This window comes from Cucumibacter marinus DSM 18995, from assembly GCF_000429865.1.
Taxonomy (GTDB): domain Bacteria; phylum Pseudomonadota; class Alphaproteobacteria; order Rhizobiales; family Devosiaceae; genus Cucumibacter; species Cucumibacter marinus.
In genome coordinates, this window is record NZ_AUCR01000001.1 from 55,869 (window position 1) to 74,423 (window position 18,555).

The following is an 18,555-nucleotide window of genomic DNA, read 5'->3' on the forward strand; positions in this document are numbered from 1 at the left end:
CGGAGCGGGCGCAAGATGGTGAGACACCCAGGCTTTGTCAATCGCGCTTGGTCAACCGAGAGGGATAAGGCGCCGAAGTATCGGGTGCTTTGACGTCAGCCGGTGAGGGCAACGCGCTGGCCGCCAGAGCGTTCGATTCGGCCTGCGATTTCGAGTTCGAGCAGGATGATTTGGACCTGTGGTGCTGTCAGCCCGGTGGCGGCGACCAGCTCGTCGATCCCGACCGGGGTCGGGCTGAGCGCGGCAACCAGCCGGGCACGGTCGTCGTCGGTCGCGTCGGCACCGCTGAGATCGATGTCCTCGTCGTCGGGCTCACCGGCAAAGAGGTCGGACGGTGGTCGGTCGCCTGACCGGAGCACGTCAATCACATCTTCGGCATTGCGGGTCAGGGTGGCGCCGTCCCGGATGAGATCATTGACACCAGCGGCACGCGGGTCGAGTGGCGAACCGGGGACGGCGAAGACCTCCCGATTCTGCTCCAGAGCCATTCGGGCGGTGATCAGTGAGCCTGAGCGCTTGGCTGCCTCGACGATCACGACCCCGGCGGAGACCCCGGAAATCAAACGATTGCGGCGAGGGAAATCGCGGGCCCGCGGCTCATGTCCCATCGGCATTTCGGAGATCAGGGCGCCGCCCTGATCGGCGATAGCTTCCGCGAGTCCCATGTTCTCCGCCGGGTATATATGGTCCAGTCCGCCGGCGAGCATGGCGATGGTGCCGGTTTGCAGGGAGCCGTGATGAGCTGCAGTGTCGATGCCGCGAGCTAGGCCCGAGGCAATGACATAACCGGCATTGCCCAGACCGGCTGCGATCTGGCTGGCGAAGCTGAACCCGGCGGCAGATGCATTCCGGGCGCCGACGATCGCCACCGCCTCCCGGGTCAACACCGCCGTGTCGCCGAGCACGGCAATCAGGGGTGGCGGGCCGTGGATGTGGCGCAGCAGCGGGGGATAGTGCGCCTCGCCCATGCCGATGAAGCGCCCGCCGAGCGCTTCGAGCGCTTCCATCTCCGCCGAGATTTCGTCAGCCGCCGGTATTCGGGGCGTCTTGCGGGCACCGCCCTTGGTGGCGATGTGGGGCAAAGCGTCGAGGGCCGCATCGGCCGAACCGAATCGATTGATGAGCCGTCGAAAGGTGCTGGGCCCAATATTCTCCGTACGGATAAGCCGCAGCCAATCGAAGATTTGTGAGTTGGTGAGTGCGCCGGGGAGCCCCTGGCGCTCGCCCATGGATCAGGCGCCGCTTTCGGACTGTTTGCCCTTGTCACCGATTTTTGTCTCGGTGCCCTCCATCAGCCGCATGATATTGGGGACGTGCTTGTAGAACAGCACAAGGGTCATGCAGGCCGCGGTGAAGGAGAGAAGGGGCGTATCCCAGATCCAGGCGAAAACGGGAGCCGATGCCGCTGCGATAAGAGCCGCAAGCGACGAGTAGCGCCGGATCACCGCAATGATGATCCACACGACGCAGAACAGAAGGCCGACGATCCAGTTGAGGGCCAGCATCACCCCGATATAGGTGGCGACGCCCTTGCCGCCCTTGAAGCCGAGCCAGACCGGAAAGCAATGGCCAAGAAAGGCCGCGACCCCGGCGATCACGGCGGCTTCACTGCCAAAGAAATAGCGAACTGCGAGCACGGCGACAGCGCCTTTGCCGGCGTCACCGATCAGGGTAAGGGCGGCGAGTTCGCGCCTGCCCGTGCGGAGTACATTCGTGGTGCCGATATTGCCCGAGCCGATGTTGCGCACATCGCCCAGGCCGGCCATGCGGGTGATCAGCAGGCCGAAAGGGATCGAACCGAGCAAATAGCCGATGATCAGGGCGGCGGGGTATTCGATCAGCACAGGGTTCTCCTTTTAGGGTCCGGACCCTAAGAGGCGTCAGCATAAACGGTTTTGCCGCCAACGAAAGTCATCACGACCTTGCCGGTCATGCGGGCACCTTCGAAGGTGGTATTGCGGGCGCGGGAGCGGATTTCGGTCTCGCGTACCAGCCAGGGCTTGTCGAGATCGATCAGCACCAGATCGGCCGGGGAGCCTTTGGCGAGGCTGCCGGCCTCGATGCCGATCAGGCTGGCCGGATTGATGGTCAGCGCCTTCAAAACGGTCATCAACGGCACCGTGCCGTCATGGACGATGCGCAAGGCCGCGGCGAGTAGCGTTTCAAGCCCGATAGCCCCGTCTGCGGCCTCGGCGAAGGGCCGCCGCTTCATCTCGGTGTCCTGCGGATCGTGGTCGGAATGCAGGATCGAAATCGTGCCGTCTGCGAGGGCGTCGACAATCGCCTGACGGTCGTTTTCATGCCTCAGCGGGGGCGAGAGTTTGAAGAAGGTCCGGTAGGGGCCAATATCATTCTCATTGAGCGATAATGAGTTGATCGAAACACCTGCCGAAATGGTTGAGCAACTCTCCCTTGAGAACCTGATGAGGTCAGCGCTCCGGGCGGTCGAGATCTGGGCTGCGTGATACCGGGCGCCGGTCTTCTCGGCGAGCTGCAAGTCGCGCGCGAGCGGGATCGTCTCTGCCTCTCTGGGAATGCCACGCAGGCCGCGCAGAGTGGCCACCGCGCCCTCATTCATCACTCCGTCCGCGCCAAGACTTGCCTCATAGGGCAGGTGAATGAGCGGCATGCCGAAATTGCGGGCATAGAGCATGGCTGCCTGGATGACTGCAGCGTTGGCGATGGATTTGCGGCCTTCGGCAAAGGCGCGAGCGCCGGCCGATTTCAACAGCCCGAACTCGGTGATCTCATTGCCTTCGAGGCCCTTGGTGATCGCAGCGGCGGGATAGATGCGGGCTGGATAATCGCGCGCTCGGTCGAGGATATAATTGACCAGAGCCGGGCTATCGATGACCGGTTCGGTGTCCGGCATAACCAACATGGAGGTGACGCCCCCAGCGGCGGCCGCTTCGGCAGCGCTCTGAAGCGTTTCGCGGAATTCATGGCCCGGTTCGCCGGTGAACACCCGAAGATCGACGAGGCCGGGCGCCAGCACCTTGCCCTTGGCGTCGATGCGCTGTGCGCCATCGGGTGCGCCGGGTGCAGCGCCTGCGGCAGTCTCAGTAATGACTCCGTTCTCGACCAGCAGGGCGCCCTTTTCGTCCCGGTCCGTTGCCGGGTCCATCAGGCGGGCATTCTCGATGACAAGCGCGGTCATTGGTTCCCCTGCGACAGAAGCGTTTCCATCACGGCCATGCGCACGGCGACACCCATCTCGACCTGTTCTTCAATGACCGAGGCCGGGCAATCTGCGACCAGCGGGTCGATCTCGACACCGCGGTTCATCGGGCCGGGATGCATGACAATGGCGTCCGGTGCGGCGAGGGCGAGCTTTTTCTCGTCGAGACCGTAAAACTGGTAGTATTCGCGCACCGACGGGATCAGCTTGCCATGGGCGCGTTCGTTCTGAATGCGCAGCATCATCACCACATCTGCGCCTTTGAGGCCCTCTTCCATGTCGGTGAAGACCTCGGTGGCGAGCAGCTCGATGCCAGGGGGCAGCATGGTGGCCGGGGCGATGACCCGGGTGCGGGCCTGCATCTGACCGAGCAGGATGAGGTTGGAGCGCGCGACGCGCGAATTGGCAATGTCGCCACAAATGGCGACCGTCAGGCCATTGAGCCGGTTCTTGTGGCGGCGGATGGTGAGGGCGTCGAGCAGTGCCTGGGTCGGGTGCTCATGGGCGCCGTCGCCTGCATTGATGACCGAGCAGCCGACTTTCTGGCTCAACAGCTCGACCGCGCCTGCCGCCGAATGGCGAATGACGATCACATCGGGCTGCATGGCATTGAGCGTTGCTGCCGTGTCGATCAGGGTCTCGCCCTTGGAAATCGAGGAAGATTTTACCGCCATGTTCATGACATCGGCGCTCAGCCGCTTGCCGGCGAGCTCGAAACTGGCCTGGGTGCGGGTCGAATTCTCGAAAAACAGGTTGATCTGGGTGCGGCCCTTGAGCGTTGCGCGCTTCTTGTTGGGCTGGCGGGAGACCTCGACCATGCGCTCGGAATAATCGAGCAGGGCGGTGATCTCGACCGGATCGAGATCGGCAATGCCGAGAAGGTGTCGATGGCGGAAAGGCGGAGGAGAACCGGCTTCGCCGGTTGTCGGTGTGGCGGACTGGGTTGTCGGCTCGGCCATATCTCTGTCTCGCTGGGACTGGCGGTGCGTACCGCAAGCGGGGCATACCATCAAGTCCCCAGCAGGGTTTCCCCTGCTATTCGGATCGCCAAGGTTAAAGGGGTCAGCTTGCCCGGTGCGAGCGCAGGCGGTCGAGCGCGCCCTGCAGGATGTAGCTGGCGGCCAGTTTGTCGACAATCTCGGCGCGTCGGGCACGGCTCATATCCGCCTCGAGCATTGTGCGGGTCACCGCATGGGTTGAAAGGCGCTCGTCCCAGTAGGCGATGGGCAGATCGGTAAGCCTTTGGAGATTGCGGGCAAAGGCCCGTGTCGACTGGGCGCGAGGGCCTTCGGTGCCGTCCATATTGAGGGGCAGGCCCAAGACGATTCCCACGGCATCGTGCTTCGCGGCCAGGGCCAGCAGGGCCTCGGCATCCTTGGTGAACTTCTTGCGGGCGATGGTCTCCACCGGGGTGGCCGACATGTGCAGGGAGTCGGACACCGCAACCCCGATGGTCTTAGTGCCGAGATCGAGGCCCAGCAATCTGCCGACATTGGGCAGAATGGACGCGATGTCGTTTTCTGGCGTTGTCTCGGGCACGGTGCACCTGCATATGGAGCTGATGACGCGCTATAGCGTGAAGCAGTGATATTGACTAGCGGCCCGCTGATCGAGACCGATTTGGCCGGAGATGTGAGATGAGACTGACATGGTTTGGCGGCGCCGCGTTTCGCCTTCAATATGGCGGGTCGGTCCTGCTGGTGGCACCGGGTTCGGCTACGATGGCAATCGATGCGGCCGAGCTGCGCGCCGGCGTGGATCGCGAACTGGCTTTTGATGGCGAAGGAGCACCCCTGCCTTTCGCGGCTGAGGAGTGGCGCCCGTTGGCCCGACGCTCGCCATTGTCCGAAAACAATCAAAGCGAAATGCGGGTTGGGCTAGATGGCGGCGACACGCTGGTTCTCGAGGCGGAAGGCGAGGGCAGTTTGATCCTTTGCCGGGGAAAGGCACTGCCTGATCTGCCGGGCGGATTGGTGGCGAATGCAACGCTGGTGTTGACCCATCCCGAGGTCCAACCTTCGAAGGGGGTCTGGCCACGGCGGGTTCTGCTGGCCATCGAGGCAGGCGGCGAAGGCGCCTGGGACCGGCTTGTGGCGGGCCTGCCGGGTGTGCCTTTGCAGATGCTCGACCCGGGAATGGCGGTCGAATTCTGACAGGGCGCGGCGCGGGGGCCCAACCCTGCATGTTGGCAAGGCAGGCGGGGCAGTTGTCAGGCCCGTTCGGCGTTGCTAAAAGCGCGGCTTGTTCTGAAGCATTCAGCAGGAGCGCTGATTATGTCGGTTGACGCCGATACCGTGCGCCGCATCGGGCGGCTCGCTCGAATTCGCATCGAGGAAAACGATGTCGAAGCTCTCAAAGGCGAACTGAACACTATTCTGGGTTTCGTCGAACAGCTCAACGAAGTCGATATCGACGGCGTCGAGCCCATGACGTCGGTGACCCCGATGCAGTTGAGGCGACGGGAGGACAAGGTGACCGCTGGCGGTCACCCGGAGCGGATCGTCTCCAATGCACCTGAAAGCGAAGACAATTTCTTTGTCGTTCCCAAGGTCGTGGAGTAACCCCTGATGGCCATCAAGATTGCGGTGGAGACGCCGCTGCAGGACGAAGTGCGGGACATGGTCGCCGCGCTCAACGATTATCTTCGTCCGCTTTCCCCCATTGAATTCCAGTTCCAGATGACGGCCGAGGAAATGGCCGGTCCCGGCACCATCGTCTTTGTCGCGCGCGACGAAACCGGTGAAGCGGTCGGCATGGGCTCGCTCAAGATCCACGATCATGGTCTGGGTGAAGTGAAGCGCATGTATACGCACGAATCGGCCCGTGGCCGCCGCGTGGGCGCTCAACTCGTTGAGCGGATCATCCTGGAAGCCCGCAACAAGCGCCTTTCCCGTCTCGTGCTTGAGACCGGTGTCGGCGAAGGGTTCGAACCGGCGCATCGGCTTTATGCCCGGCGCGGCTTCTCTCTGTGCGGCCCGGTACTCGATTATCCGGACAGCGGCTACTCGACCTTCTTCGAAATGGCGATTTGAACGACTAAAGCAGGATCTCAGCCTTGAGCGATCTGACAAAACTCACCCTCGCCGACACCCGCAAGGGCCTTGCCAACAAGGAGTTCACCTCCGTGGAGGTGACCGAGGCTTATCTTGGCGCCATCGAGCAAGCGAAGTCGCTCAACGCCTATGTGTCCGTCACGGGCGACAGGGCGGTCGAGATGGCCAAGGCAAGCGACGAAAAGCTGGCCAAGGGTGAGGGCGGGTCGCTTGAAGGTGTGCCGCTCGGCATTAAGGACCTCTTCGCCACCAAGGGCGCGCACACCCAGGCGGCGAGCCACATCCTCGACGGCTTCAAGCCTGAATATGAATCGACCGTCACTTCGAATTTGTGGCGGGACGGCGCGGTGATGTTGGGCAAGCTCAACATGGACGAGTTTGCCATGGGCTCGTCCAACGAGACCTCCTATTACGGGCCGGTCATCAATCCTTATCGTGCCAAGGGCAGCAACAAGGATCTGGTGCCGGGCGGCTCCTCGGGCGGCTCTGCATCCGCCGTATCGGCGTGGTTGTGTGCCGGTGCGACGGCCACCGATACGGGCGGGTCGATCCGCCAGCCGGCGGCGTTCACCGGCACGGTCGGCATCAAGCCGACCTATGGCCGTTGTTCGCGCTGGGGCATCGTCGCCTTTGCGTCTTCGCTCGATCAGGCTGGACCGATCACCCGAACGGTCGAAGATTCCGCCTTGATGCTGAATTCGATGGCCGGGTTCGACACCATGGATTCGACCAGCGCTGATATCGCGGTGCCGGATTTCGCAGCCGCGGTCGAACGCGGCGTGAAGGGGCTCACCATCGGTGTGCCCAAGGAATACCGCATGGACGGCATGCCCGATGAAATCGAGAAGTTGTGGGCCGATGGTCTCGAATGGCTGAAGGCGGAAGGCGCACAAGTGCGCGACATATCCCTGCCGCACACCAAATATGCCCTGCCGGCCTACTATATTGTGGCGCCGGCGGAAGCCTCTTCGAACCTGGCGCGCTATGATGGCGTCAAATACGGTCTGCGTGAATCGGGCCGGGACATCACCGAGATGTATGAAAACACCCGCGCCTCCGGTTTTGGCCGTGAGGTGAAGCGTCGGGTGATGATCGGCACTTACGTGCTTTCGGCCGGCTATTACGATGCCTATTACAAGCGGGCCCAGAAGGTGCGTACGCTGATCAAGCAGGACTTCGAGAAGGTGTTCGCCGACGGGATCGACGCGATCCTGACCCCGGCCACGCCTTCGGCGGCCTTTGGCGTCAACGATCAGGACATGGCTGCGGATCCGGTGAAGATGTACCTGAATGACATCTTCACGGTGACGGTCAACATGGCCGGTCTGCCGGGCATTGCGGTGCCGGCCGGGCAGGACAGCGCCGGTCTACCCCTTGGTCTGCAGGTGATCGGCAAACCCTTCGACGAGGAAACGCTGTTTGCTGCCGGCCGCGTGATCGAAAAATCGCGCGGCATGGATTTCGCGCCCGAGCGCTGGTGGTAGGTACCGCCACACGCTGCAGAAATTGAGGCCCGGCACCACGCCGGGCCTTTTTCTTTGGTGGTCAAGGTATCGGGCAGTCATGGTATCAGACAGTCATGCGCGCTGGCCCTGGAGGGCCTCGATACCCTCGCGGGTGATGCGATAAGCCCCGCCATTGCGGGACCGGATGAACCGGTTCGCGCGCAGTTTTCTGAAGATCTCGAACGTGCAGTCGGAGAGGAACCAGCCTTCCCGGGTGATGCAGTCGAGGTGTTCGATGCGGCCGTTCTCATCCTTTTCAATGAGGATACGGCCGCCAATGGCGAGGGCCTGGAGCACCCGCCTTTCGCGTTTTGAGATGTTCATTGCTGAAGGGTTTCGCCCTTTGTGGACGAGGGCACATGGAGATTGCCGCACGTCCGGATATCACGAGCCGCCCGGCCAGCAGGAGCATGGCCGGTTCAGTGGCTGGCGAAATCGGCCCCGCCCGTCATGGAACGGGGCTTCACCGGGTTGGAATGCGGTTCTTCAACATGAAGCGCCAAGATAGCGCGCGCTTCGACCGGCGCAAGCGGCTGGGTCTGGAAGGAGCTCTATTCGCTGCCGTCCGTGACCAATTCGCCACGGCAGCCGGTCAGGATATCTCTCAGGCTGTCGCCATTGTCGAAATAGAGAATGCCGCTCATCCCCTTGGTGTGCCAGACATATCCATGCTGGTCGCCAAGCCCGACATAGCGAACGCCCGAGCCTGTGGGGCCGGCCTGCATGGCGATCTGGCGACCGTCGGCCTGGATGACGGCATAGGAATCGCCGTCGGGTACGTTGATGTAAGTCGCGGGCATCACCGTACCGTCTTCACAGCTATAGCTGTATTGCTGGATCTCGGGCACGTCCGCCTGGGCCTGGCCGCTGGCGGCAAAGGCGGTGATGGCGGCAAGGCCGAGAACGAGGGCGAGGGCTCTTTTGAGCATGATCGGCTCCGGAAGGACCAATGGGCAGGACGCTTGATCTAGGAAGCGATTGTGGCCTTTGAAGGGTCTGTTGTCACACAACAGGGCGCTGTCTCGTCTCCTCAAATGAAAGGAGACTGATATGCGTTACATCCTCATCGCACTGGCGATCTATCACGGCCTCAACGGCGCCTTCATGCTGGTGGCACCCGAACTCTGGTACAACATGGCGCCCGGCGCGTCCCACACCGGTCCGTTTAACGGGCACTTTCTCAAGGACATTGGACTGGCCTTTCTGGCTGCCAGTTTCGCACTCGGCTATTCGGCGCTTTGGACGGTCACAACTGGGGTGATCCTGACGTCGCTGGTCTTCACCGGCGGACATGCTGCACTGCACTTCGTCGAGATGATCGAGCATGGGGCCGGTATCGATGTCTGGCTGCGGGATACCCTGCTCATTCTCATTCCCGGGTTGCTGCCGGTTCTGGCACTCCGTCACAGAAACCAGCGGTTGGGAACGGTGCGTTGATCAGGGCCTTTCTCAAGCAACAGATACGGCGGTTCGGCAGCCGATATGACTATGACACCGGGTACCTGGCCGATCTCGCCGAGGATGACCCCGTCGCGATGATCAAGATGGGGATGGCTGGCGCGTATTTCAGTCACAATTTCGGGCTGCCCGTTGATGTTGCCCATACCGCAAGGCTGATTGGCACGCGCTCGGCGGATTGCGGGCCGTGTCTTAAGCTCGCCATTGCCATGGCGCGCGAGGATGGGGTTGGCCTTGAAACCATCGTGAACGTTCTCAAAGGCCGGCATGATGCATTGTCGCCGGATGTCAGCCTCACGGCCCAATACGCGCGGGCGGTGACCGAGGACGGTGGTGCCCTTTCCGGTCTGGTTGCCGAGTGCGAGGCGCGTTGGGGACGACGCGGATTGGCGGGCCTGTCGACAGCAATCGTGTCAGGGCAGTTCTATCCGATGATAAAGCGGGGGCTCGGGCTTGCGCTCAGCTGCGAGCCGGTGATGCTCTGGCTTGAATCGGAAGCCGCCCGAGGCCGCGACAGCCGGAGAACCGAAGCACGGGAGCGCACGGTGTGATGCCGGATGAGCGACTTGAAACTTATCTCGGGGCACGTTCGCGCCTTTTGCGGCACGCCTACCGCTTTCTGGGGTCGGCCAGCGAGGCCGAGGATGCCGTTCAGGAGGCCTGGCTGCGATACGCCAAGGCGGAGTGCGTGGAAGACGGACCTGCCTTCCTCACGCGGATCGTGGGAAATCTGTGCCTCGACAGGCTGCGTTCGGCCCAACACCGGCGGGAACACTATGTCGGGCCGTGGTTGCCCGAACCGCTTGTCGAGCGGGCCGGGACCACGGAAACGGACTATGACGCCGCCCTCGATATTTCCTATGCCGTGATGTGTGCGCTTGAAAGGCTTAGTCCCCTGGAGCGGGCTGCGCTGTTTCTGCACGATATGTTCGACATGTCATTCGAAGAGGTCGGCGCAGCCATCGACCGCTCGCCGGCAACCTGTCGCAAGCTTGCCTCCCGGGCCCGGCAGGCCATCAGGGCGGAAAAACCCCGCTACCCGGCAAGCGAAGCCGATCTGGCCCGGTTCGAGGCAAGCTTTGTTGCAGCGACGCGGACTGGTGACGTTTCCGGTCTGATGGCCGTGCTTTCGGCGGATGTTGAATTGATCCCGGATGGCGGCGGCAAGGTTTCTGCAGCGAACAGGATTGTCGTCGGCGCCAGGGCCGTGGCTCGATTGCTGGTCGGTCTTGCGGGCCTGCCGGGATCGGCAGATCTGCGGTTCGAGAAGGCGTGGGTCAATGGCGGGCAGGGACTGGTAATCTGGCGCGATGGATCGATCGAACAGGTCATGGGATTCGATGTTGATGAAGAAGGGCTGATCGGCGCGATCTATGAAATCCGCAATCCCGAAAAACTTGAGCACTTGCAGCCGGCTCCTGCGGACGGGACGGGCGCGGATATGCATTGAACATGCATCGGCGTTCAGGAAACGGTTCAGAATGACGGGTCAACCTGACAGTTGCGACCCGAAATTGCGCGGCAAGTGGTTGATTCCCCGGGCAAGCTGGTGCAATTGGGCTCGCTGAAGACCGCAAGAAGGGATCCCCGATGAGCAAGACCCCCGCCGAGTGCGTAACCAAGGACGATGTGCGCGTCGAAATCGACCGGCTCGACCAAGCGCTACTGACCCTTTTCGGGGAACGGCACCAGTATGTGCGGCGGATTGCGGACTTCAAGGATTCGCCGGACGAGGCGTTCGACCGTGAGCGGATCGAAGCGGTGATCGCCAAGGTGCGCGACCGCGCCAAGGGTCACAAGATGGACCCCGATCAGGCGGAACTGATCTGGCGGACGCTGATCGACTGGAACGTGAACTATGAAAAGGGCATAATCGCTGCGCGCCACAGCGAGGACTGATCCGCTTTCGGCGCAGAGCCTGAAGAGCTTCGCCGAAAGGTCGCCATGGTTACCCAGATTACGCTGCGCCCGCCGCATATTGCCGAGACCGCCCGGCTCGGCGCGCTGGCTCACGCAGCATGGCGACAAAGCCTGATGCCGCATTTCAAGAATGGCGCGGCGCAATCCGATGCCATCAATGTCGAGTTGACCATCTATGCGATCGGCCAGATGGACCGGATCATTGTGGCCGACCGCGATGGTGAGCCCGTCGGCTGGGGCGCGCGGGAAGGTGGCTATATCCCCTATCTGTGGACCGCGGTCTCCCATCAGCGTGAGGGAATCGGGACGGCGCTGATCAACGCGATTGTCAGCCAGGCGCGCCAGGACGGGCTGAAAGCGCTCTCCGTCACAACGCCCGAACAACATGACGCGGCAATCCGATTCTATGTCCGACACGGTTTCGAGTCGGCCGGTACCGGATATTATGGCCGCAGGGGGCGCGACACCCGCGCGCTGCGCTTGATGAAAGTGCTTTGATCGGCTACCCACATCCGGTTCCAAACGACTTCGGCTTACCTCTCACCGAGATTTCTCTATGACACTCGTCGACACGCGCACACCGAACCCGGCCTATTTCATTGGCGGGGCCACAGGGGACTGGGAAGTGATCATCGGCATGGAAGTGCATGCCCAGGTGATCTCGGAATCCAAACTGTTCTCCGGCGCGTCGACCCAATTCGGCAATCCGCCCAATGCCAATGTGAGCTTTGTCGATGCGGCCATGCCGGGCATGCTGCCGGTGATCAACGAGGAGTGCGTGCGCCAGGCCGTTCGCACCGGGCTGGGGCTGAAAGCGAAGATCAACAAGCATTCGGTGTTCGACCGGAAGAACTATTTCTATCCGGACCAGCCGCCGGGCTACCAGATTTCCCAGTATCTCGATCCGATCGTAGGCGAAGGCAAGGTCCTCCTCGACATGGGCGAGGATGGCGAAGTCGAGATCGGCATCGAGCGGCTGCATCTGGAGACTGACGCGGGCAAGCTGATCCACGATCAGGACCCGAATTCGAGCTTTGTCGATCTCAACCGCGCCGGTGTAGCGCTGATGGAAATCGTCTCCAAGCCCGATCTGCGCTCCTCGGAAGAGGCCAAGGCGTATCTGTCCAAGCTGCGCACCATTCTGCGCTATCTCGGTACCTGCGACGGCAATATGGAGCAGGGCTCCATGCGCGCCGACATCAACGTCTCGGTGCGCAAGCCCGGCGGCGAATTCGGCACCCGCTGCGAAATCAAGAACGTCAATTCCGTCCGCTTTGCCGGCCAGGCCATCGAGTTCGAGGCGCGCCGCCAGATTGACATTTTGGAAGACGGTGGCGTGATCGACCAGGAAACCCGGCTCTATGATCCCAAGACCGGCGAGACCCGCTCGATGCGCTCCAAGGAAGACGCACAGGATTACCGTTACTTCCCGGAACCGGACCTCCTGCCGCTCGAATTCGACGATGCGTTCATCGAACACCTCGCCAAGGACCTGCCGGAGCTGCCGGACGAGAAGCGCCACCGGCTGATGGAAACCTTCGGGCTGACACATTACGACGCCTCGATCCTGGTCATGGACCGGGCCAATGCCGATTTCTTCGAAGAGGTGGCCGAAGGTCGTGATGGCAAGCTGTGCGCCAACTGGGTGATCAACGAACTGTTCGGTCGGCTCAACAAGGAAGGCCATGACGTGGCGTCGAGCCCGGTCAGTGCCAAGCAGCTTGGCGAAATCGTCGACCTGATTTCAAGCGACGCGATCTCCGGCAAGATCGCCAAGGATCTGTTCGAGATCGTTTGGACGGAGGGCGGCGACCCGGCAAAAATCGTTGAAGACCGCGGCATGAAGCAGGTGACAGACACCGGCGCCATCGAGGCTGTTGTCGACGAAATCATCGCCAACAACCCGGACCAGGTCGAAAAGGTCAAGAACAAGCCGGGGCTTCTGGGCTGGTTCGTGGGCCAGGTCATGAAGCAGACCCAGGGCAAGGCCAACCCGCAGGCGGTCAACCAGATCCTCAAGGACAAGCTCGGGCTTGACTGACCCTGTCAGGAGAGATCGCTGTTTGCGGCGTTGAACGGTTGGCCTGTCACAAACGTTGCGCATGATGACAGTCTCATCAGGTGTAGGGTCCCATGCGGTCACCGGTCAACCGGGTTCTATTCAACATCGTCTCTGACAAAATCGAGGCTTCGGCGCGGTTCTATGAAGAGCTCGTCGGCTTCAAACGGCTCTATACGAGCGACTGGTACATCGTGCTTGTGCCCGAGGAAGGGCCGGCACTTGAGCTCGGTATCATCGACCGGCAGAGCGACATCACGCCCTCAGGCACCGCCGGCACGCCAGCGGGAAGCTATCTGACCCTGGTGGTCGAGAATGTCGAAGACAGCTTCAAGCGTGCCCAGTCGATGAATATCGACATCATCGAGAAGCCGACCGCTCTCGGTTACGGGCAGACACGCATGCTGATCCGCGATCCCAATGGTCTGATCGTCGACATTTCCAGCCCGACACAAAGCTGAGCTATTTGCTCACTGTCTCTGGTGTCGGTGGCGGGGTGACCGTCGGTTTGCGCCTCAGCCGGCGGGTCAGGCGCCCGTCGATCAGGATGAGACCGAGGAAGATCATCGCCATGCCGCCGACATGGCTGGGCAGGATGGATTCGCCCAGGATCGTGATGCCGAGAAAGATGGCTGACACCGGCGCCAGGAAAGTGACGGTCGAGAAATTGGTCGCGCCGATGCGCGGCAGAATCCGATACATGATCTGGAAGGCGAGCGCCGTCGCGATCAGCCCGATTCCGAGGGCTGACAGCCAGGTCTCGGTGCGGGTGATGACCGGCAGGCCCTCGAACACCATTGCCGTGGGCACGGCGGTGATGCTGGCGCCCGTCAGGGCGCAGGCGGCAAACACGGTCGGGTCGATCTTGCCCAGGGAGCGCGTGTAATTTAGCGAAATCGCATAGCAGACCGTGGCCAACAGGCATGCGCCGATGGCCCAGAGTTGAGTGTCTCCGCCGCCCGAAAGCGCCGGAAGCGCCAAAATCGTTACACCGGCGAGGCCGGCGACCACACCGAAGCTCTTGGTGACACTGGCGCGTTCACCACCGGGCCAGAAATGCGAGACGACGACGGTCATCAACGGGGTCATGGCATTGATGATGGCGGCGACACCGCTGGTGAGCGAGCCCTGGCTGAGCGGATAGAGGGCGAAGGGGATGGCGTAGCTCAAGGTGCCGAGCAGCAACAGGTGTGCATAAAGCACAGGCCTGCGCGGGAGCTTTTTCTTGAGCGCGATGACGAAGACCCAGCAGCCCAAGGCGCCGATCCCGACCCGTAGGCTCGATACGGTGAGCGGTCCGATCTCGCGGATCAGGATTTCGTTGTAGAGGAACGAAGTACCCCATATCCCGCCCAGCAAGATGATCCAGAGCCAATCGCGCAATGCCATGGCATGAACTCCCTGATTGCGCCGTTCCGCAGCGCGAAGATCAATCAATACAGTATGAATTGTCCGGCCCCTGGAATCGTCGGGGGCCGGTGAATGCGTCAGAGGCCGGAAATTAGGCTCCGGAAAAACGAAAGTCGAACCGATTTTGACGATCGGGTCCATCAATTCCGGTGATGGACCAAAAGGACGTTCAGAGGGCGGGTGACACCAGGGCAGGGGACGGGTTTGCCCTTTGCGGGCCGGTGACCTTGCCGTCCTCATAGCGCACTGCGCCCGAAGCGACCCATTCGAGCGCCTTGGGGTAGATCCGGTGTTCCTGCTCCAGCACACGGGCCGACAAGGTGTCCTCGTTGTCTCCGGCCATGACCGGCACCGCCGCCTGGATGATGGCGGGTCCGCCATCGAGTTCGGGGGTCACGAAGTGCACGGTGCAGCCATGCAGCTTCACGCCTGCATCAAGCGCCGCCCGATGGGTGTGCAGCCCCCTGAAGGAGGGCAGCAGGGACGGGTGGATATTGAGCATCTTGCCTGCCCAGCGGCTGGTGAACCCCTCGGAGAGAATGCGCATGAAGCCGGCATGGCAAACGAGACCGGCATTCCATGCAGCGAGTTGTTCCTCGATGGCGGCGTCGAACGCTTCGCGGCTGTCGAAATCCCGGTGGGAGCGGCTGGCCGTCGCAATGCCGGCGGCAGCGGCCGTTTCGAGCCCCTTGGCGTCGGGTTTGTTGGAGAAGACGCCGACGATCTCGGCAGGAAACCCTGGCTGAGAGGCGGCACCGATCAGTGCCTCCATATTGGAGCCGCGGCCAGAAATCAGGATGGCGACGCGCTTTTTTGCGCTCACAGGTTGAGGCTCCCGAAGGCGGTAAAGGCAGCATCCTTGCGCTCGGCAAGATGTCCAATAACGCGGGCGCTTTCACCCTGGGCCGCGAAGAAGCCGATCAACTCATCGGCATATTCGCGAGGCGCGATGACGATCATGCCGACCCCGCAATTGAATGTGCGGTACATCTCCGGCTCGCTGACCCCGCCGGCGGCGGCGAGCCACGAAAAGACCGGGGGTACGTCGATCAGCGACAGGTCGATCTCGACAGCAAGGGGTTTGGGCAGTACGCGCGGAATGTTCTCGATCAGCCCGCCGCCGGTGATATGCGCGAGCCCCTTGATAGGCATGCCCGCCCGAAGGGCTGCGAGCAGGGACTTCACATAGATGCGGGTGGGCGCCAACAGGGCCTCACCCAGGGTCGCGTCCTCGAACGGGGCGCGATTGTCCCACCTAAGACCCGCGGAATCGGCGATGCGGCGCACCAGTGAAAAGCCGTTCGAGTGAACCCCATCCGACCCCAGACCGATCACAACGTCGCCTGCGGCCATGTCGTTGCGGGGCAGGAGCGTGCCGCGTTCAGCAGCCCCAACGGCAAAACCCGCGAGATCATAATCGCCCTTGGCGTACATGCCCGGCATTTCGGCGGTTTCGCCGCCGATCAGGGCACAGCCCGCGCGGCGGCAACCTTCGGCAATGCCTTCAACCACGTCGGCTGCCTTGTCCACATCGAGAGCGCCGGTGGCAAAATAATCGAGGAAGAACAAGGGTTCGGCACCCTGCACGATGAGGTCGTTGACGCACATGGCGACGAGATCGATTCCGACAGTCGAGTGAATACCGGCATCGATGGCAATCTTGAGCTTGGTGCCGACCCCGTCATTGGCGGCAACCAGAACCGGATCGTGAAAGCCTGCGGCGCGCAGGTCGAAAAGGCCGCCAAAACCGCCGATCTCGCTGTCCGCGCCAGCGCGAGCCGTCGAGCGGATGGCCGGTTTGATGCGGTCGACCAGTTCATTGCCGGCTTCGATATCGACGCCGGCGTCCTTGTAGGACAGGCCATTGCCGGATTTCGGGGACTGGTCGGACATTGGCGTCGGCCTTCGGTCTCGGTTTTCGCGGGTTCCGCCGTGTGGCTCCGGTCAGGCATTGCGCGCCTGGCATCTTGCGGGCGGGACTTTAGTCCCTACACTATTGCCCGGAAGCCGGTCAGCAGGTAACAGCGCTGATAAAGGCTCGCTCGGGCATGCGCAAGGGGACAGGATGACCCTCCAGAACCAATTGAAAACCTGGCTGGTGCTTCTCGCAGCCTCGATCCTCTTTCTGTGGGTATTCCGGGGCATACTGCTGCCCTTTGTGATGGGGATTGTTCTCGCCTATCTTCTTGATCCGGTGGCCGATTTCCTCGAGCGGATGAAATTCTCCCGGCTCTGGGCGACACTGACCATCCTGGTGCTGGCCATCGGGCTGTTCATCGGGATATTCGTTTTGTTGATCCCGCCCTTCATTGAACAGCTTTACGGGCTGATCGAGCGATTGCCCTCTTATGTGAACGCTCTGCAGGAGTGGATCAGGTCGATTGCACCGCAGATCCAGGAGCAGCTTGGCGCGGAACGGGTGGCCGAACTCGAGAAGAGCCTCGACCAGCTGATCAACAACGCGGTCGGCATAGTGGCGGGGATTTCGACCCGGGTTGCCCAAAGCGGGCTGACCATCATCAATGCGCTGGGTCTGCTTGTCGTGACCCCGGTGGTGGCGTTCTACCTGCTGCTCGACTGGGACAATATCGTTGCCAAGGGCGATGCCATGTTGCCGCGGCGCTATCTTGGCGAAATCCGCGGCGTGTTCGGCGAAATCGACAAGGCGCTGGCCGGGTTTATCCGCGGGCAGGGCAGTGTGGTGCTGATCCTTGCCGCTTTCTATTCAACGACGCTGTCGCTGGCAGGCCTCAATTTCGGGCTGGCCATCGGATTGGCTGCAGGGCTGTTCAGCTTCGTGCCTTATGTGGGCTTCCTGATTGGGTTCATCCTCTCGATCGGCGTGGCCATCGTCCAGTTCTGGCCGGACGGTCTCATGATCGGGGTGATCTTCGCGATCTTCATCATCGGCCAGTTCCTCGAGGGGAACATCCTTTATCCCAAGCTCGTTGGCTCTTCGATCGGTCTCCACCCGGTTGCGCTGATGTTCGCGCTGTTTGCGTTTGCGCTGCTGTTTGGCGCGGTCGGGGTGTTGCTGGCGGTACCGCTGGCGGCTATTGCCGGGGTGCTGGTGCGTTACGGGGTCGCCAAATACAAGGGCAGCTCCCTCTACCTCACCGGCGAATTTCCCGAAGAGGATGGCGAAAACAAAGACAATGACGGTGCAAAGGCCTAGAGTCATCGGTGATGATTTGCATTTTCCGATTTCGCGTTCGGGGGCCGAGTGATGTGCGCGCAACAGCTTGCGTTTGACCTGCCGCACGCGCCTGCGCTGTCCGAGGCGGATTTTGTGGTGAGTGGCGGCAACGAAGCCGCCTACCGCCATATCTGTGCCTTTCCTGACTGGCCGGTCGCCCTGACGCTGATCCTTGGCCCGGCCAAGGCCGGCAAGAGCCACCTGGCGTTGATCTGGGCGGAGCGCGCCGGTGCGGCCTTTGCCGACCCGGATATGGGCGAGGACGTGCTGAGCCTCGACGGGCCGCTGGTCGTCGAGGATGCCGATAGCGGCCGGTATGACGAGACGGTGCTGTTCAACCTGCTCAATCAGGGCGTACGCGGCGACCGAACGGTGCTTTTGACGGCACGGCGACCAATCGATCAATGGTCGCTGGCGACCAATGATGTGAAGTCGCGGCTCCGTCTCGCGACCGTGTTCACCGTCGAACCGCTCGACGAAGCCCATCTGGCGCAAATGTTCGTCAAGCTGTTCGCCGACCGGCAGGTGACGGTGGATCCGGCGGTTTTGCGCTATTTGCTGCCGCGCATGGAGCGCTCACCGGCCGAGGTCGTTGCGCTTGTGGAAACCATGGACGGCATCGCAATGTCGCGTGGACGTTCGATCACGCGTAAGCTTGCCGCCGAGGCGCTTGAAATCCGCGCCAATGAGGCGAAGAAGACCGAGAATGCGGGCGAGAACGGCGTTACGTGACCGTCACAATCCTGCCCTAGAGCAGGAATGAATCACGCCGTAGC

The 18,555-nt window shown here is 62.0% G+C and carries 23 protein-coding genes; 13 read left to right on the forward strand and 10 right to left on the reverse strand.

Annotated features, from left to right (window positions below; translation table 11 throughout):
- Positions 1–95: 95 nt before the first annotated feature.
- From dprA to ruvX, 5 genes are all read right to left on the reverse strand, one after another.
- Positions 96–1,229 carry a DNA-processing protein DprA gene (gene dprA, locus G489_RS0100365; protein WP_029039840.1) on the reverse strand — a complete coding sequence of 378 codons (1,134 nt, stop codon included), beginning with the start codon at positions 1,227–1,229 and terminating at the stop codon, positions 96–98.
- A 3-nt stretch (positions 1,230–1,232) separates the two neighbouring features.
- Positions 1,233–1,841: a glycerol-3-phosphate 1-O-acyltransferase PlsY gene (gene plsY, locus G489_RS0100370; protein WP_029039841.1), complete on the reverse strand. Its 609-nt coding sequence runs from the start codon at positions 1,839–1,841 to the stop codon at positions 1,233–1,235.
- 29 nt (positions 1,842–1,870) lie between these two features.
- Positions 1,871–3,157 carry a dihydroorotase gene (pyrC, locus tag G489_RS0100375; protein WP_029039842.1) on the reverse strand — a complete coding sequence of 429 codons (1,287 nt, stop codon included), beginning with the start codon at positions 3,155–3,157 and terminating at the stop codon, positions 1,871–1,873.
- Positions 3,154–4,137 (reverse strand): aspartate carbamoyltransferase catalytic subunit, encoded by a 984-nt coding sequence (locus tag G489_RS18460; protein WP_051332156.1) that lies wholly within the window; start codon positions 4,135–4,137, stop codon positions 3,154–3,156. The genes pyrC and G489_RS18460 overlap by 4 nt, the downstream gene beginning before the upstream one ends.
- Positions 4,138–4,240: 103 nt before the next feature.
- Positions 4,241–4,717: a Holliday junction resolvase RuvX gene (ruvX, locus tag G489_RS0100385; protein WP_029039843.1), complete on the reverse strand. Its 477-nt coding sequence runs from the start codon at positions 4,715–4,717 to the stop codon at positions 4,241–4,243.
- A gap of 98 nt (positions 4,718–4,815) precedes the next feature.
- Between ruvX and G489_RS0100390 the strand changes: the two genes are divergently transcribed.
- The 4 genes from G489_RS0100390 to gatA all read left to right on the forward strand — a co-directional run bounded on the left by G489_RS0100390 (position 4,816) and on the right by gatA (position 7,715).
- Positions 4,816–5,331 carry a hypothetical protein gene (locus tag G489_RS0100390; RefSeq protein WP_029039844.1) on the forward strand — a complete coding sequence of 172 codons (516 nt, stop codon included), beginning with the start codon at positions 4,816–4,818 and terminating at the stop codon, positions 5,329–5,331.
- A 120-nt stretch (positions 5,332–5,451) separates the two neighbouring features.
- A complete protein-coding gene (gatC, locus tag G489_RS18465) occupies positions 5,452–5,739 on the forward strand; it encodes an Asp-tRNA(Asn)/Glu-tRNA(Gln) amidotransferase subunit GatC (RefSeq protein ID WP_035871093.1) in 288 nt (95 codons plus the stop codon).
- Between the two features lie 6 nt (positions 5,740–5,745).
- Positions 5,746–6,210: a GNAT family N-acetyltransferase gene (locus G489_RS0100400; protein WP_029039845.1), complete on the forward strand. Its 465-nt coding sequence runs from the start codon at positions 5,746–5,748 to the stop codon at positions 6,208–6,210.
- Positions 6,211–6,233: 23 nt separating this feature from the next.
- Positions 6,234–7,715 (forward strand): Asp-tRNA(Asn)/Glu-tRNA(Gln) amidotransferase subunit GatA, encoded by a 1,482-nt coding sequence (gene gatA / locus G489_RS0100405; RefSeq protein ID WP_029039846.1) that lies wholly within the window; start codon positions 6,234–6,236, stop codon positions 7,713–7,715.
- A 93-nt stretch (positions 7,716–7,808) separates the two neighbouring features.
- Here gatA and G489_RS0100410 read toward each other — a convergent pair whose 3' ends face one another.
- Both G489_RS0100410 and G489_RS18470 read right to left on the reverse strand, forming a co-directional pair.
- Positions 7,809–8,060, reverse strand: a complete 252-nt coding sequence (locus G489_RS0100410) for a YjhX family toxin (protein WP_029039847.1) — start codon at positions 8,058–8,060, stop codon at positions 7,809–7,811.
- A 227-nt stretch (positions 8,061–8,287) separates the two neighbouring features.
- Positions 8,288–8,665, reverse strand: coding sequence for an MliC family protein (locus G489_RS18470; protein WP_051332157.1), 378 nt, complete (start codon positions 8,663–8,665; stop codon positions 8,288–8,290).
- Between the two features lie 121 nt (positions 8,666–8,786).
- Here G489_RS18470 and G489_RS18475 point away from each other — a divergent pair, with 121 nt between their 5' ends.
- The 7 genes from G489_RS18475 (at position 8,787) to G489_RS0100450 (ending at position 13,634) form a co-directional block, all read left to right on the forward strand.
- On the forward strand, positions 8,787–9,173 hold the full coding sequence (locus tag G489_RS18475) for a hypothetical protein (RefSeq protein WP_035871098.1): 387 nt from the start codon (positions 8,787–8,789) through the stop codon (positions 9,171–9,173).
- Positions 9,170–9,745 carry a hypothetical protein gene (locus tag G489_RS0100425; RefSeq protein WP_029039848.1) on the forward strand — a complete coding sequence of 192 codons (576 nt, stop codon included), beginning with the start codon at positions 9,170–9,172 and terminating at the stop codon, positions 9,743–9,745. The genes G489_RS18475 and G489_RS0100425 overlap by 4 nt, the downstream gene beginning before the upstream one ends.
- A complete protein-coding gene (sigJ, locus tag G489_RS18480; RefSeq protein WP_035871101.1) occupies positions 9,745–10,644 on the forward strand; it encodes an RNA polymerase sigma factor SigJ in 900 nt (299 codons plus the stop codon). The genes G489_RS0100425 and sigJ overlap by 1 nt, the downstream gene beginning before the upstream one ends.
- Before the next feature lie 140 nt (positions 10,645–10,784).
- Positions 10,785–11,093 carry a chorismate mutase gene (locus tag G489_RS0100435; protein WP_029039849.1) on the forward strand — a complete coding sequence of 103 codons (309 nt, stop codon included), beginning with the start codon at positions 10,785–10,787 and terminating at the stop codon, positions 11,091–11,093.
- Between the two features lie 45 nt (positions 11,094–11,138).
- A complete protein-coding gene (locus G489_RS21480) occupies positions 11,139–11,612 on the forward strand; it encodes a GNAT family N-acetyltransferase (protein ID WP_051332158.1) in 474 nt (157 codons plus the stop codon).
- A 58-nt stretch (positions 11,613–11,670) separates the two neighbouring features.
- On the forward strand, positions 11,671–13,155 hold the full coding sequence (gene gatB / locus G489_RS0100445; RefSeq protein ID WP_029039850.1) for an Asp-tRNA(Asn)/Glu-tRNA(Gln) amidotransferase subunit GatB: 1,485 nt from the start codon (positions 11,671–11,673) through the stop codon (positions 13,153–13,155).
- Positions 13,156–13,247: 92 nt separating this feature from the next.
- Positions 13,248–13,634 carry a VOC family protein gene (locus tag G489_RS0100450; protein ID WP_029039851.1) on the forward strand — a complete coding sequence of 129 codons (387 nt, stop codon included), beginning with the start codon at positions 13,248–13,250 and terminating at the stop codon, positions 13,632–13,634.
- Position 13,635: 1 nt separating this feature from the next.
- Here the strand turns inward: G489_RS0100450 and G489_RS18490 are convergent, their stop codons facing one another.
- From G489_RS18490 to purM, 3 genes are all read right to left on the reverse strand, one after another.
- The gene (locus G489_RS18490; protein WP_051332250.1) at positions 13,636–14,562 is read right to left on the reverse strand and encodes a DMT family transporter; all 927 of its coding nucleotides are present in this window, start codon (positions 14,560–14,562) and stop codon (positions 13,636–13,638) included.
- Between the two features lie 190 nt (positions 14,563–14,752).
- The gene (gene purN, locus G489_RS0100460; protein ID WP_029039852.1) at positions 14,753–15,406 is read right to left on the reverse strand and encodes a phosphoribosylglycinamide formyltransferase; all 654 of its coding nucleotides are present in this window, start codon (positions 15,404–15,406) and stop codon (positions 14,753–14,755) included.
- Complete coding sequence (gene purM / locus G489_RS0100465) at positions 15,403–16,476, reverse strand: phosphoribosylformylglycinamidine cyclo-ligase (protein ID WP_029039853.1); 1,074 nt, start codon at positions 16,474–16,476, stop codon at positions 15,403–15,405. The genes purN and purM overlap by 4 nt, the downstream gene beginning before the upstream one ends.
- Before the next feature lie 172 nt (positions 16,477–16,648).
- Here purM and G489_RS0100470 point away from each other — a divergent pair, with 172 nt between their 5' ends.
- Both G489_RS0100470 and G489_RS0100475 read left to right on the forward strand, forming a co-directional pair.
- Positions 16,649–17,758: an AI-2E family transporter gene (locus tag G489_RS0100470; protein WP_029039854.1), complete on the forward strand. Its 1,110-nt coding sequence runs from the start codon at positions 16,649–16,651 to the stop codon at positions 17,756–17,758.
- Between the two features lie 51 nt (positions 17,759–17,809).
- The gene (locus G489_RS0100475; protein WP_029039855.1) at positions 17,810–18,511 is read left to right on the forward strand and encodes a P-loop NTPase family protein; all 702 of its coding nucleotides are present in this window, start codon (positions 17,810–17,812) and stop codon (positions 18,509–18,511) included.
- The last annotated feature ends 44 nt before the right edge of the window (positions 18,512–18,555 follow it).

Coding starts and splice junctions, on each gene's coding strand:
- dprA (WP_029039840.1), bottom strand. CDS start 1,229: ATGGGCGAGCGCCAGGGGCTCCCCGGCGCACTCACCAACTCACAAATC.
- pyrC (WP_029039842.1), bottom strand. CDS start 3,157: ATGACCGCGCTTGTCATCGAGAATGCCCGCCTGATGGACCCGGCAACG.
- G489_RS18460 (WP_051332156.1), bottom strand. CDS start 4,137: ATGGCCGAGCCGACAACCCAGTCCGCCACACCGACAACCGGCGAAGCC.
- G489_RS0100390 (WP_029039844.1), top strand. CDS start 4,816: ATGAGACTGACATGGTTTGGCGGCGCCGCGTTTCGCCTTCAATATGGC.
- gatC (WP_035871093.1), top strand. CDS start 5,452: ATGTCGGTTGACGCCGATACCGTGCGCCGCATCGGGCGGCTCGCTCGA.
- G489_RS0100400 (WP_029039845.1), top strand. CDS start 5,746: ATGGCCATCAAGATTGCGGTGGAGACGCCGCTGCAGGACGAAGTGCGG.
- G489_RS0100410 (WP_029039847.1), bottom strand. CDS start 8,060: ATGAACATCTCAAAACGCGAAAGGCGGGTGCTCCAGGCCCTCGCCATT.
- G489_RS18470 (WP_051332157.1), bottom strand. CDS start 8,665: ATGCTCAAAAGAGCCCTCGCCCTCGTTCTCGGCCTTGCCGCCATCACC.
- G489_RS18475 (WP_035871098.1), top strand. CDS start 8,787: ATGCGTTACATCCTCATCGCACTGGCGATCTATCACGGCCTCAACGGC.
- sigJ (WP_035871101.1), top strand. CDS start 9,745: ATGCCGGATGAGCGACTTGAAACTTATCTCGGGGCACGTTCGCGCCTT.
- G489_RS0100435 (WP_029039849.1), top strand. CDS start 10,785: ATGAGCAAGACCCCCGCCGAGTGCGTAACCAAGGACGATGTGCGCGTC.
- G489_RS21480 (WP_051332158.1), top strand. CDS start 11,139: ATGGTTACCCAGATTACGCTGCGCCCGCCGCATATTGCCGAGACCGCC.
- gatB (WP_029039850.1), top strand. CDS start 11,671: ATGACACTCGTCGACACGCGCACACCGAACCCGGCCTATTTCATTGGC.
- G489_RS0100450 (WP_029039851.1), top strand. CDS start 13,248: ATGCGGTCACCGGTCAACCGGGTTCTATTCAACATCGTCTCTGACAAA.
- G489_RS18490 (WP_051332250.1), bottom strand. CDS start 14,562: ATGGCATTGCGCGATTGGCTCTGGATCATCTTGCTGGGCGGGATATGG.
- purM (WP_029039853.1), bottom strand. CDS start 16,476: ATGTCCGACCAGTCCCCGAAATCCGGCAATGGCCTGTCCTACAAGGAC.
- G489_RS0100470 (WP_029039854.1), top strand. CDS start 16,649: ATGACCCTCCAGAACCAATTGAAAACCTGGCTGGTGCTTCTCGCAGCC.
- G489_RS0100475 (WP_029039855.1), top strand. CDS start 17,810: ATGTGCGCGCAACAGCTTGCGTTTGACCTGCCGCACGCGCCTGCGCTG.